Below are 12,592 nucleotides of genomic sequence, written 5' to 3'. Positions count from 1 at the left end.
TCTGCCAGTGCTGGGCACCCCACTTGCTGGTGTAGGCGGGGTCGACCGCGACGATGGCGATGTCCTGTTCGGCGGCCATCGACACCAGCCGGGCCTTGAGCTTGGCGGTGGGGAAGCGGGAGAGCAGGCGACGGAAGCGTTTTCTGCGGCCATGCTTCTCCCGGCCCTTCTCCGCCGCGAAGTCGAGGTCCTCGATGGCGATCGCAGCGGCCCCGCTACGGCGGGTGTAGTGCAGCAGCCGGCTCAGCGCGTGCCGCAGCTGCGCGTCCCGGTGGACCGTGCTGCCGGTCAGGTCGTAGAAGAAGCGCTGCGGCTCGCCGACCGGGTTGCCGTGCACGTCCAGGCGCCAGGCGGCAAGGTGGTCGTCGTTCATGTCCACCCCCACCACCCCCCGGGCCAGCGCCGCGTGCAACGGCAGGACGGGGGCGGCGGCACGCTGCCAGGACGCGGTCACATACCAGCGGCCGCGTGCTGTGTCGTGGTGGATGCGGTAGGCCACCGCCCGGTTCGCGGTGATCCGGTCGGCCCACTCCTGCCCACGGTGCTGGAACGCCACGGTCGCGTCCAGCACATACCGGCCATGCGGCGCGTTGGCCAAGTGGCTCAGCGTGGCCGGGAGCTTGACCGAAACCTGTCCGGTGTCGGTGATGCGGATGGTCTCGTTGCCGAAGCGCTTGCCTGACTCCCCGTCGGCGGCCAGGAACATCCGCTCCGCCTGCCACCGCTCCCGCCACGCCCGCTCGCTCAGCACGGCCGCCGCCAGGTGGTGGCGGGTGTTCGCGAGCCGTTTGCCGCCGCGCACCACGCATACCCGGCCCGACTTCCAGTCCGCCTCCAGCACCGCCAACCGGTCCTTCATGGTGTGCAGGCGGCGGGACTTGGCATGCCACTCGGCGCGCGAGGCATAGCCGCGCACCAGCCCCTCCCGCTTGTCCGCCCCAGCACCCAGCGGCCGGGCCAGCCGCGCCTCGATCTGCGTGATCTGCCCCCGCAGCCAGCCCAGATGTGCGCTCTGCCCGCGTCGCGCCAGCGCCCACTGGTCATGCGTGGCCTTGGTAATGCTGCCCGCCCAGCGCGCAGAGGACCGTCCGGTCAGCTCCCGCTTGCGCACCGCCCACCCGGCCGCATCGTGCCCCAGGCCCTGCCGGGGCCGCTCCGCGAGATCCCCCGCGGCCAGCGAACCCAAGAAGACACCGACCTCGGCCAGCACCGCCGCATCCGCCTCCGACACCCGCAGCCGGTCCCGGACCGCCACCCCAGCAGGACCGGGCACCACGAAAGATGCCGCCAATTCCCGCAGCCCGCCCACCGTTCACCCCACCCGGCCGAAGACCCCGTCACAGCAGTCAACGAGCACCATCCGCAAAGGTCACCTCTTCGACACAAGAACTCACGTTCCCCACCCGGAGAGAGGAGGGCCCAGAACGCACCCCATAACGGGAGACCCTCCCGGCGCACAGCGCACAACGGCATCCAGCCCCGGCACTCACTCACGCTCACCAAAAGTCACCGCCGCTCAGTACACCCGCAGCAGTTTCCAACCCTTCAGGCGCATGGGCTTTGAGCTGCTGACGGAGCGATCTGAGGGGGCGCGAGGAGCCAGCCACGGGCCACGGTGACACGACGATCTTCCCTCTGATGAGCTCGGCCTTGTAGCCGTCAGGTGTGTCCAGTTCCTCCACGATCCGGAGCAGACTCTCGAACTCTCCAGAAGGCGTCATGGTCGCCACCGCAGTCTCCGTACGTCTTCCGCGTTCTTGATCGCAGGCTGTACCCGTACGGTAGCGGCGCACCGCCCGACGCGACCGCCGCCCTCAGTCCTCGATCAGCCGCCGCGGCCCCGGCCCCCGCGCCGCCAGTTCGTCCCCCGGGTTCGACAGCGCGCACCGGTCCAGCGACAGGCAGCCGCAGCCGATGCAGTCGGTCAGGTTGTCGCGCAGCCGCTGCAGCGTCCGGATGCGTTTGTCGAGGTCCTCGCGCCAGCACTCCGAGATCCGCGCCCAGTCCTCCCGCGTCGGCGTACGGTCCTCCGGCAGCAGCGCCAGGACCTCGCGGATCGTCGCCAGTGGGATGCCCAGCCGCTGTGACGTGCGGATGAAGGCCACCCGGCGCAGCGTGTCCCGGTGGTAGCGGCGCTGGTTGCCCGTCGTGCGGCGGGAGGTGATCAGCCCCTCCCGTTCGTAGAAGCGCAGTGCCGAAGGGGCCACGCCGCTGCGTTCGGCCAGCTCGCCGACCGTGGCTTCCTTGGCGTTCCAGGCGAGATGCGTCATGTCGTCAAGCGTAGCTTGACCTCAACCATGGTTTAGGTACGAGGCTCCTCTCCATGGACATCACAACGCCCCACACGACTACGTCGCCCCTCAAGCTCGCCGTCATCCTCGCCAGCAACCGCGAAGGCCGCTTCGGCCCCGTCGTCGCCGACTGGTTCCTCTCCCGCGCCGCCCAGCGTGAGGACTTCATCCTTGAATCCATCGACCTCGGCGACGTGGAGCTGCCCACCGCCCTGTCCTACAACCCCCGCCCCGCCGTCCTGGCCGAGCTCGCCAAGGTCTCGCCCAGGCTGGCCGACGCCGATGCCTTTGTTGTCCTCACCCCCGAGTACAACCACTCCTTCCCCGCCAGCCTCAAGAGCCTCATCGACTGGCACTTCCACGAATGGCAGGCCAAGCCCATCGGCTTCATCTCCTACGGCGGCATCTCCGGCGGTCTGCGCGCCGTCGAGCAGCTGCGCCAGGTCTTCGCCGAGCTGCACGCCGTCACCGTCCGCGACACCGTTTCCTTCCACAACGCGGGCGGCCTCTTCGACGACAAGGGGCAGCACAAGGACCCCGCCGCCCCCGACGCCGCTGCCAAGGCGATGCTCGACCAGCTCGGCTGGTGGGGGAACGCCCTGCGCGCCGCCAAGTCCCGTACCCCGTACGCCGGCTGAGGGCAGCAGTCGAAACAATGCTGATCACACTTCTGCGCGAGAGGCTGCGGCCCTACGCCCGGACCATCGCGCTGATCGTCCTCCTCCAGCTGATCCAGACCCTGTCCACCCTCTACCTCCCCACCCTCAACGCCGACATCATCAACAACGGCGTACTCACCGGTGACAGCAGCCATGTCCTGTCCACCGGCGGCCTGATGCTCGCCGTCACCCTCCTCCAGATCCTCTGCGCCGCTGTCGCCGTCTACTTCAGCGCCCGCGTCGCGATGGGCGTCGGCCGTGATCTGCGGTCCGCCGTCTTCACCCACGTTCAGGACTTCTCCCTACGCGACATGAGCCGCTTCGGCACCGCCTCGCTGATCACGCGCACCACCAACGACGTACAGCAGGTGCAGGCACTCGCCGTACTCGGCCTGACCATGCTCGTCGCCGCCCCGCTGACCTGCGTCGGCGGCATCGTGATGGCCGTCAACCAGGACGTGCCCCTCTCCCTGCTGCTCCTGATCTTCGTGCCGCTGCTCGGCGGCGCCGTCGGGCTGATCATGGGGCGGATGGCGCCCCTCTTCCGCTCCATGCAGAAGCGCGTCGACAACGTCAACCGGATGATGCGGGAACAGATCACCGGTATCCGCGTCGTACGGGCCTTCGTCCGCGACGAGCACGAGCAGCAGCGCTACGCCGTCGCCAACGAGGACCTGATGCAGGTCTCCGTCCGCGCCGGACGGCTCATGGCGCTGCTGTACCCGGCCATCCTGGTCATCTGGGAGCTCGCCATCGTCACGATCGTCTGGTTCGGCAGCCACCGCATCAACTCCGGCGACCTTCAGGCCGGTTCGCTGATCGCCTTCCTCAGCTACCTGATGCAGATCCTGATGGCCGTCGGCATGACGGCGTTCCTGCTGATGCAGGTCCCGCGCGCCGCGGTCAGCGCCGAGCGCATCCAGGAGGTCCTCGACACCGAACCGTCCGTCGCCCCGCCCGCCTCCGGCGGCGTACGCGAACTGCGCGGCCCCGGCCTGTTGGAGATCCGCGACGCCTACTTCAGCTACCCGGGCGCCGAGGAGCCCGTGCTGCGCGGTGTAGGTCTGACGGCCCGCCCTGGCCGTACGACCGCGATCATCGGCTCCACCGGCAGCGGCAAGACGACCCTGCTCAACCTGGTGCCGCGGCTCTTCGACCCGACCGGCGGCAGCGGTGTGCGCGGCAGCGGCGAGGCGCGGGTGGGCAGTGTGCGGGTGGGCGGCGTGGACGTACGGGACATGGAGCCGGCGCTGCTGGCCCGCACCGTCGGACTCGTACCGCAGAAGCCGTACCTCTTCTCCGGCACCGTCGCCTCCAACCTCCGCTACGGAAATCCCGACGCGAGCGACGAGGAGCTGTGGCGGGCCCTGGAGACCGCACAGGCCGCCGACTTCGTACGGGCGCTGGAACTCGGCCTCGCCGCGCCGGTCGCGCAGGGCGGTTCGAACCTCTCCGGCGGCCAGCGCCAGCGCCTCGCCATCGCCCGGGTGCTGGTCACCCGCCCCGCTGTCTATCTGTTCGACGACTCCTTCTCCGCCCTCGACTACCAGACCGATGCCCGGCTGCGAGCGGCGCTGGAGCGGGAGACGGCGGGCTCGGAGGCGACGGTCGTCATCGTCGCGCAGCGGGTCTCCACCATCCGGGGCGCCGACCGGATCGTCGTCCTGGACGAGGGCCGGGTCGTCGGCACGGGCACCCACGAGGAACTCATGCGGGGCAACCCCACCTACCGGGAGATCGTTCTCTCCCAGCTCACCGAGGAGGAAGCCGCATGACCGCCGTTCCCGAGCGCAGAGGTCCCGAGCGCAGAAGCCCCGAGCGCAGAGGCCCCGCGCCGCAGCGGAGCCCAGGGCCGGGAAGCCCCGCCGCCCCCGCCCTCGAACGTTCCCTGGACTTCCGCGGCTCCAGCCTGCGGCTGCTGCGGATGATGGCCCCCGAGCGGGCCCGGCTGGCCGCCGTGCTGGCGGCCGGCACGGCCGGGGTCTTCCTCACCGTACTCAGCCCGAAGATCCTCGGGCACGCCACCGACCTGGTCGTCTCCGGCGCGAAGAGCTCGGCCGGCGTCGACTTCGGGGAGGTGGGCGTGGTGCTGGGGTTCGTCCTCGGCATGGTCGTCGTGTCCGCCGGGCTCACCTGGGGGCAGCAGCGGCTGGCGATGGTGATGGTGCAGCGCGTCGGCTACCGGCTGCGCGAGCAGTCCGAGACCAAGCTGGCGCGGCTGCCGCTGTCGTACTTCGACAAGCAGCCGCGCGGCGAGATCCTCTCCCGCACCACCAACGACATCGACAACCTCACCCAGACCATGCAGCAGGCCTTCAGCCAGATGGTGCGGGCGCTGCTCACCATCGTCGGCGTGCTGGCGATGATGTTCTGGATCTCACCGCTGCTGGCGCTGGTGGTCGTGGCGACCGTGCCGCTGTCGGTGATACTCGCGGTGAAGATCGGCAAGCGCGCGCAGCCGCAGTTCGTACGGCAGTGGTCGGTCACCGGCAAACTCAACGGCCATGTCGAGGAGATGTACACCGGCCACGCCGAGGTCCTCGTCTTCGGCCGGAAGAAGCAGGCCGTGCGGACCTTCGACGAGCTGGGCGACCGGCTGTACGAGGCGAGCTTCCGGGCGCAGTTCATCTCGGGCGTCATCCAGCCCGCGATGTCGTTCGTCGGCAACCTCAACTATGTGCTGGTCGCGGTGATCGGCGGGTTGCGGGTCGCGTCCGGGGCGCTGACGATCGGCGATGTGCAGGCCTTCATCCAGTACTCGTACGAGTTCAACGGGCCGATCACGCAGGTCGCCGCGATGGCGAATCTCCTCCAGTCGGGGGTGGCATCGGCGGAGCGCGTGTTCGACCTGCTGGACGCGGAGGAGGAGTCCCCGGCGCCCGCCGACGCGCAGCGCCCGGAGCGCGTCACCGGCAGGGTCTCGTTCGAGAAGGTCGCCTTCCGGTACGAGCCGGGTGTGCCGCTGATCGAGGATCTGTCGCTGAGCGTCGAGCCGGGCCAGACGGTCGCGATCGTCGGGCCGACCGGCGCCGGGAAGACGACGCTGGTCAATCTGCTGATGCGGTTCTACGAGATGACAGGCGGCCGGATCAGGGTGGACGGGGTGGACATCGCGAAGATGTCCCGCGGAGAGCTGCGGTCGGGGATCGGGATGGTGCTCCAGGACACCTGGCTGTTCGGCGGGACGATCGCGGACAACATCGCGTACGGGGTGGACGGGGTGGACGGGGTGGACGGTGTGGACGGTGTGACGCGCGAGCGCGTCGTGGAGGCGGCCATGGCCACGCACGCCGACCGGTTCATCCGTACGCTCCCCGACGGCTACGACACCGTCGTGGACGAGGAGGGCGCGGGCCTGAGTGCGGGCGAGAAGCAACTCCTCACCATCGCGCGGGCGTTTCTGACCGAGCCCTCGATCCTGGTACTGGACGAGGCGACAAGCTCGGTGGACACCCGTACCGAGGTGCTCATCCAGCGCGCGATGTCCTCGCTGCGCCAGGGCCGTACCAGCTTCGTCATCGCGCACCGGCTCTCCACGATCCGGGACGCGGACGTGATCCTGGTGATGGAGGCGGGCAGCATCGTGGAGCAGGGCACGCACGACAAACTGCTGGCGGCGGGCGGGGCGTACGCGAGGCTGTACGAGGCGCAGTTCGCGGCGGCGGTGACGCCGTAGACACAGAAGGAGGAGGAGGTTGCCAGTGGCCGTCGTACTGCCGTTCTTCGTCTACGGGACGTTGCGGCCGGGCGAGCGCAACCACGACCTGTTCCTGCACGGCCGCACGGCCACGGAGGAACCCGCACGGCTGGCGGGCGCGGTGCTCTACGAGGGGCCTGGTTATCCGTACGCGGTCGAGGACTCGGGCGGCGACGGCACGGTCGAGGGCGAGGTGGTGACGGCGGCGCCGGGGGAGTACGGGGAGCTGCTCGCCGTACTGGACCACCTGGAGGAGTACGTCGGGCCCGCCCACCCGCGCAACCTGTACGAGCGGGTGGCCCGCGACGTCGTCAAGCCGGACGGCACGGTGGTACGGGCCTGGGTCTACTTCGCCGCGGCGGGGGTGGCGAGGGACCTGCGCGCGTACGGCAGGACGGTCCCGGGTGGCAACTGGCGGCGGGCCCGGCCAGGACCCGGGCCAGGACCAGGACCAGGACCAGGACCAGGACCAGGACCAGGGCTAGGGCTAGGGCCAGGGCCAGGGCCAGGTTCACAGGCCGCGCACAGAAGGAACCAAGGCGGCACAGAGCCGGGCTTCATACCGTCATGACCATGGCGACCATGGCAGGCAATCAGAGCGATACGGACGAGGCGCTGGCGCGGGCGGCCGTGGCGGCGCTGCTCTCCGAGACGGACCTGACCCCCAAACCAGGTCTCGCCGACGCCCGCCAACTGGAGGCCCTGGTCACCGGGCTGGACCTCTCGGTGCTCCGCTGGTCGGCCAAGTCACTGGCGCCGGGCCTCGCGGCCATGGCGTCGGCGGCCCGCCGCAATGGTGAACCGAGTCAGTCTCTCCGTGAGGAGCTGGGCTCGATCGGTCGCTCGACGGAGTGGCCCATGCTCCGGGCGGCCGGTGGCCTCGGTACCCACCACGGCGCGATCTGGGTGCTGGGCCTGCTGGTGGCGGCTGCCGCGCTGGAACCCGCCGCCCGCGGCGAGGAGCTGACGGCGGCGGCCAAGCGCATCGCCGCTTTCCCGGACCGCCGCGCCCCGCGCCGCCCCTCGCCCGGCTCCACGGTCTCGGCGCGCTACGGCGCGGCGGGGGCCCGCGGGGAGGCCCGTGCGGGATTCCCGCATGTACGAAGGGGGCTGAAGGCGTTGCGTACGGCCCGGTCGGCCGGCACCGACGAGGACCGGGCCAGGCTCGACGCCCTGCTCACGGTGATGAGCACCCTCCAGGACACCGCGCTGCTCCACCGGGCGGGTCCCCACGAGCTCCGCCTGACCCAGGCGGGTGCGCGGACAGTCCTCGACGCGGGCGGCACGGCGACGCCCGAAGGCGCCGAGGCGCTTCGGGTGTTCGACGCCGACCTGCGCGCGCGGAAGCTGCGGCCCCGGGGCAGTTCGCGTCTGCTGGCGGGAGCGCTGTTCGTGGACGGACTCCGGTAGAGGTCCGGTTGAGGGAGGTCCGGTTGAGGACACCCTGACTAATCCGCTGTTGGTGGTTGTGGTGCCGGGGCGTGCGGCGCCGACAGGTTCGACAGGTTACGGACCTGCCGGTCGTAGTCATCCAGCAGCCGGCGCAGCTGTTCGAGCGATTCGGCGGGCACCTCCGGGGGCGCGGCCTGCGTGACGTAGCGGGCCGCTGCGACCAGGGCCGCCAGTTCGTACACGTGGAACGTGCCCCGGAGGACCGTCGAGCGCACTCGCTCCAGTTCCATCTCAGGCCTGGGACCGTACGTAGTCGACGACCTGCGCCAGCTCGGCGGCGAACTGGTCGTAGTCCTCCTGCATGCCGTTGATGTACGCGCTCCAGCCCAGGCTGGCCTTGGCGTAGTGGACGGCCTCCTGGATTTCTTCGTCTGTCGCACCGAAGAGCTTGGCGGCCTCGGCGTGGAACAGACTGCAGTAGCGGCACTTCGTCTCGGCGTGCAGGCCGACACCGATGAGTTCCTTGTACTTGTTCGGAATCAGCGTTTCACCGAGTTCGATCCTCTTGAAGATCTCCCACTCGGGTGCGAGCAGCTCGGTCGGGATGGTCTGGAAGAAATGCGGGACGAGGCCCAGAGTCTGCTTGATGTCGGCCTCGACCTCGCCGCGACTCACGGTGGCAGCCATGATCAGCTTCCTCCTCGCAGAGGCACCGCGCGCCCGGCCCGGGCCCGTTCGAGCTGGTCACGAACTGGGAAGGCACCAGGAGTCACGATGGCACTCGCGGGCCTCACCTCAACTCAATCACCGCAAGGCCATGCTGTCACCCGGGGTCGTCCCACCCGCGCGCTCCAGACGTACCGCGCACGCCTTGAACTCGGGCATGCGCGAGGTCGGGTCCAGGGCCGGATTGGTCAGCGAATTGGCGCGGCCCTCGCCCGGCCAGTGGAACGGCATGAAGACCGTGTCGGGCCGGATCGTCACGGTGATCCGCGCGGGCGCGACGGCCCGCCCGCGGCGGGAGACCACCGCGAGCGGCTCCCCCTCCGCCACCCCCAAACGGTTCGCGAGCTGCGGATGAAGCTCCACGAACGGCCCCGGCGCGGCGGCGTTGAGCTCGTCGATCCGCCGGGTCTGCGCGCCGGACTGGTACTGGGAGACCACCCGGCCGGTCGTCAGCAGCACCGGGTACTCGGCGTCGGGTTCCTCGGCGGCCGGGCGGTGGGCGACGGGGATGAAGCGGGCCCGGCCGTCGGCCGTCGCGAACCGGTCGAGGAAGAGGCGCGGGGTGCCGGGATGGACGGTTGCAGGACGCCGTGCCAGGTCGGCGTTGGCGTTGGCGTTGGCGTCGAGGTCGGCGTCGGCGTCGGCGTCGGGGGCGGCGTCGGCGTCGTTCGTCGGGTCGTCCGGGAGTACGTCGAGGGCCTCGTCCTCGCCGCCGGTCGGGACGACTGCCGTGTCCGGGCAGGGCCAGAACACCCCGTCCTCTTCCGCGATCCGCCGGTACGTGATGCCCGAGTAGTCCGCAGGACCCCCCGCCGACGCCCTGCGCAGCTCCTCGAAGACCTCCTCCGGATCCGCCGGGAAGCCCTTCTCGTGGCCCATCAGTTCCGCCAGCCCGCCGAGCACCTCAAGGTCACTCCGTACCTCCGGCGGCGCCTGCACCGCCTTGCGCCGCAGCAGGACCCGGCCCTCCAGGTTCGTCGTCGTGCCCGTTTCCTCGGCCCACTGCGTGACCGGCAGCACCACGTCCGCGAGCGCCGCCGTCTCCGAGAGCACCACGTCCGCCACCGCCAGGAAGTCCAGCGAACGCAGCCGCTTCTCAATGTGCGAGGCGTGCGGCGCGGACACCACCGGGTTCGAGCCCATCAGCAGCAGCGACTTCACGTCCCCGCCGAGCGCGTCCAGCAGCTCGTACGCGCTGCGCCCCGGCCCCGGCAGCGAGTCGGGGTCCACGCCCCACACCCCGGCGACATGAGCCCGCGCAGCCGGGTCGTCCAGCTTGCGGTAACCCGGCAGCTGGTCCGCCTTCTGGCCGTGCTCGCGACCGCCCTGGCCGTTGCCCTGGCCGGTCAGGCAGCCGTAGCCGGACAGCGGGCGGCCCGCCCGGCCCGTCGCCAGGCAGAGGTTGATCCAGGCGCTGACGGTGTCCGTGCCCTTGGCGTGCTGCTCGGGTCCGCGCGCGGTGAGCACCATGCCCGACTCGGCGTCGCAGAACATCCGTACCGCTTCGCGCAGCTCGGGCACGCCGACGCCGGTGATCCGTTCGACCAGCTCGGGCCAGTGCGCCATCGCCGCGGCCCTGGCCTCGCCCCAGCCGTTCGTACGCTCCTGGATGAAGGCCTCGTCCGTACGCCCCTCCGCCACCACCACATGCAGTAGCCCGAGCGCGAGCGCCAGGTCCGTACCCGGCCGGGGGGCCAGATGCAGATCGGCGTGCTCGGCGGTCCGCGTACGGCGCGGATCGATGACGATCAGCTTGCCGCCGTTCTCACGCAGCTCGGTAAGGTAGCGCAGGGCGGGCGGCATCGTCTCGGCGAGGTTCGAGCCGACGAGGATGACGCAGCCGGTGCGCGGAATGTCCTCCAGCGGGAACGGCAGCCCGCGGTCGAGACCGAACGCCTTGTTGTGCGCGGCTGCCGCGGAGGACATGCAGAAGCGTCCGTTGTAGTCGATCTGCGAGGTGCCGAGCACGACCCTGGCGAATTTGCCGAGCGTGTACGCCTTCTCGTTGGTGAGGCCACCGCCGCCGAAGACGCCGACCGCGTCGGGGCCGTACGCCGTCCTCGTGCGCTGCAGTCCCGTGACGATCGTCTGCAGGGCCTCCTCCCAGGTGGCCGGTTCGAGCTGGCCTGTGGCAGGGCGTCGGACCAGGGGCTCGGTCAGGCGCACCCGGGAGGAGAGCAGCGCGGGCGCGGTGCGGCCCTTGCCGCACAGCGCGCCCCGGTTCACGGGAAAGTCCGGCCGCTCCACGACCTCCACGACGGATTCGGTACTGGGGCGCAGGTTCATGCCGCACTGGAGGGCGCAGTACGGACAGTGCGTCGCGGTCGCGGTCGCGGTGGCGGTGGTCGAGGCAGTGGCGTCGGGCATAGCGTCAGCGTGCGTCGCCCGTGTTACGTGGGCGGGCCCGCCGGATTACGGGAGCGGTACCTTGCGCTCCGCCCGCGCCCATCCGGCCGGTGAGGTTCGAGGGTGGCTTCAGGCCCGGCGGCCCAGCAGGGCGAGCAGCCTGGTCTGGTGGCCGTCGCCCGGCGGCGGCTCGATGGGCGGCCCGAACAGACCGGACTTCGACAGCTCAGCGGCGTACGGAGTGACCTCGTCGAGCGCGAAGCTCACCAGCGCGTCCGGCAGCCGCTCCTGCGCGCCGATCGCTCGGGACAAGTCCCAGGCGTGCACAACGGCGTCCGTGATCATCTGTGCGCAGTACGCCACGGCCGGGGTCTCGCCGTAGGACAGTTCCACGGTCTGCTCCAGCGCGCCCGGGGCCGCGAAGGCCTTGCGCGCGGCGCGCGCGGCGGCGTCCCAGGTCGTCTTCGGCCGCTTGCCGAGGACGTCGCCGTCGTAGGCGTCGCCGACGTCATCGATGCTCGCGCCGTCGGTCACCAGGTGGGGTACCCACAGCTGTTCCGTGGTGACGTGGTTGACGAGATCGTGTACGGACCAATCGGTGCAGGGCGTCGGATCGTCCCACTGCCCGGCGCGTACGGCGTGCACGCGATCGGTGAAGAGGGCGAGCGCTTCTGAGTGCCGGGCGAGGAGGGTGGCCACATCGTTTCCCATACGGCCAACTGTTGCGCGGAGCGAGTGCTGACGCGAGTGCTGACGCGAGTGCTGACGCGAGTGCTGGCGTGAGTGCGTGAGTGCTGGCGTGCTGGCGTGCACGAGTGCGCCGGCGCTAGCGGGCGGCTGCTGTTGCGGCGAGTGCCTGCCGTACGCCCGGTTCCTCCGCGCCCAGGAACCGCGGGTCCGGCGTGAGCGCGGCGTCCAGCGCGGCCTTCCCGGCGGCGAACAGCTCCCGCGTCCCGCCGTAGTACCAGGTCGCGTCATGGGGTTCGGCGATCCCGACCCCGTACGACTCGACCCCCGCCGCCCGGCAGAGCGCGACGGCCCGCCGGATGTGGAAGCCCTGGGTGACCAGAACGGCCCGGTCCACCCCGAAGATCTTCTTGGCGCGTACGCACGAGTCCCAGGTGTCGAACCCTGCGTAGTCGCTGACAATCCGCGCGTCCGGGACCCCGCGCGCGGTGAGATACGTCCGCATGGCGTCCGGCTCGTCGTACTCCACGCGGCTGTTGTCCCCGGTGACCAGGACGACCTTGACCTTGCCCGTCCGGTACAGCTCGGCGGCGGCGTCCAGCCGGTGCGCGAGGTAGGGCGTGGGTCTGCCCTTCCAGAGCCCGGCGCCGAAGACGACGGCGACCTCGCGTGAGGGCACATCGGCGACGGTGCGGACGCGGCTGTCGGCGACGGCGTACATCCAGGTCGCGGGCGCGAGCGCGAACACGCAGGCGAGCATGACTGCCTGCACGACCCGCCGCTGGGCGCGACGG

General features: G+C 70.7%; 12 protein-coding genes and 1 pseudogene. 5 read left to right on the top strand and 8 right to left on the bottom strand.

What is annotated here, in order from left to right; all coding sequences use genetic code 11:
* The 3 genes from ACIHCQ_RS37585 to soxR all read right to left on the bottom strand — a co-directional run.
* A partial coding sequence (locus tag ACIHCQ_RS37585; RefSeq protein ID WP_399672829.1) for an IS200/IS605 family accessory protein TnpB-related protein occupies window positions 1-1,309 on the bottom strand: 1,309 nt, incomplete at its 3' end.
* Between the two features lie 187 nt (window positions 1,310-1,496).
* Window positions 1,497-1,730, bottom strand: coding sequence for a hypothetical protein (locus ACIHCQ_RS37580; RefSeq protein ID WP_399672827.1), 234 nt, complete (start codon window positions 1,728-1,730; stop codon window positions 1,497-1,499).
* 84 nt (window positions 1,731-1,814) lie between these two features.
* On the bottom strand, window positions 1,815-2,270 hold the full coding sequence (gene soxR, locus ACIHCQ_RS37575; RefSeq protein ID WP_399672825.1) for a redox-sensitive transcriptional activator SoxR: 456 nt from the start codon (window positions 2,268-2,270) through the stop codon (window positions 1,815-1,817).
* Window positions 2,271-2,323: 53 nt separating this feature from the next.
* Between soxR and ACIHCQ_RS37570 the strand changes: the two genes are divergently transcribed.
* The 5 genes and pseudogenes from ACIHCQ_RS37570 to ACIHCQ_RS37550 all read left to right on the top strand — a co-directional run bounded on the left by ACIHCQ_RS37570 (window position 2,324) and on the right by ACIHCQ_RS37550 (window position 8,057).
* Entirely contained in the window at window positions 2,324-2,929 is a 606-nt protein-coding gene (locus ACIHCQ_RS37570; protein WP_399672823.1) for an NADPH-dependent FMN reductase, read from the top strand.
* A 17-nt stretch (window positions 2,930-2,946) separates the two neighbouring features.
* Window positions 2,947-4,725, top strand: a complete 1,779-nt coding sequence (locus ACIHCQ_RS37565) for an ABC transporter ATP-binding protein (RefSeq protein ID WP_399672821.1) — start codon at window positions 2,947-2,949, stop codon at window positions 4,723-4,725.
* Window positions 4,722-6,626: an ABC transporter ATP-binding protein gene (locus ACIHCQ_RS37560; protein ID WP_399672819.1), complete on the top strand. Its 1,905-nt coding sequence runs from the start codon at window positions 4,722-4,724 to the stop codon at window positions 6,624-6,626. Before ACIHCQ_RS37565 ends, ACIHCQ_RS37560 begins: the two co-directional genes overlap by 4 nt.
* 25 nt (window positions 6,627-6,651) lie before the next feature.
* Window positions 6,652-7,074, top strand: a pseudogene (locus ACIHCQ_RS37555) (gamma-glutamylcyclotransferase family protein); the annotation flags it as partial.
* Window positions 7,075-7,220: 146 nt separating this feature from the next.
* Complete coding sequence (locus ACIHCQ_RS37550) at window positions 7,221-8,057, top strand: triphosphoribosyl-dephospho-CoA synthase (RefSeq protein WP_399672817.1); 837 nt, start codon at window positions 7,221-7,223, stop codon at window positions 8,055-8,057.
* Window positions 8,058-8,095: 38 nt separating this feature from the next.
* Here the strand turns inward: ACIHCQ_RS37550 and ACIHCQ_RS37545 are convergent, their stop codons facing one another.
* The 5 genes from ACIHCQ_RS37545 to ACIHCQ_RS37525 all read right to left on the bottom strand — a co-directional run bounded on the left by ACIHCQ_RS37545 (window position 8,096) and on the right by ACIHCQ_RS37525 (window position 12,558).
* The gene (locus ACIHCQ_RS37545) at window positions 8,096-8,329 is read right to left on the bottom strand and encodes a hypothetical protein (protein ID WP_399672815.1); all 234 of its coding nucleotides are present in this window, start codon (window positions 8,327-8,329) and stop codon (window positions 8,096-8,098) included.
* Between the two features lies 1 nt (window position 8,330).
* Window positions 8,331-8,726, bottom strand: coding sequence for a carboxymuconolactone decarboxylase family protein (locus ACIHCQ_RS37540; protein WP_399672813.1), 396 nt, complete (start codon window positions 8,724-8,726; stop codon window positions 8,331-8,333).
* A 117-nt stretch (window positions 8,727-8,843) separates the two neighbouring features.
* On the bottom strand, window positions 8,844-11,132 hold the full coding sequence (locus ACIHCQ_RS37535) for a molybdopterin oxidoreductase family protein (protein ID WP_399672811.1): 2,289 nt from the start codon (window positions 11,130-11,132) through the stop codon (window positions 8,844-8,846).
* Window positions 11,133-11,240: 108 nt separating this feature from the next.
* Entirely contained in the window at window positions 11,241-11,822 is a 582-nt protein-coding gene (locus ACIHCQ_RS37530; protein ID WP_399672809.1) for a TIGR03086 family metal-binding protein, read from the bottom strand.
* A gap of 115 nt (window positions 11,823-11,937) precedes the next feature.
* Window positions 11,938-12,558 (bottom strand): vancomycin high temperature exclusion protein, encoded by a 621-nt coding sequence (locus tag ACIHCQ_RS37525; protein WP_399672844.1) that lies wholly within the window; start codon window positions 12,556-12,558, stop codon window positions 11,938-11,940.
* Window positions 12,559-12,592: the final 34 nt, after the last annotated feature.

Source organism: Streptomyces sp. NPDC052236 (genome assembly GCF_044548015.1).
Taxonomy (GTDB): domain Bacteria; phylum Actinomycetota; class Actinomycetes; order Streptomycetales; family Streptomycetaceae; genus Streptomyces.
The sequence above is the reverse complement of the archived record's forward strand: the minus strand, read 5'-3'. Positions and strand labels throughout refer to the sequence as shown.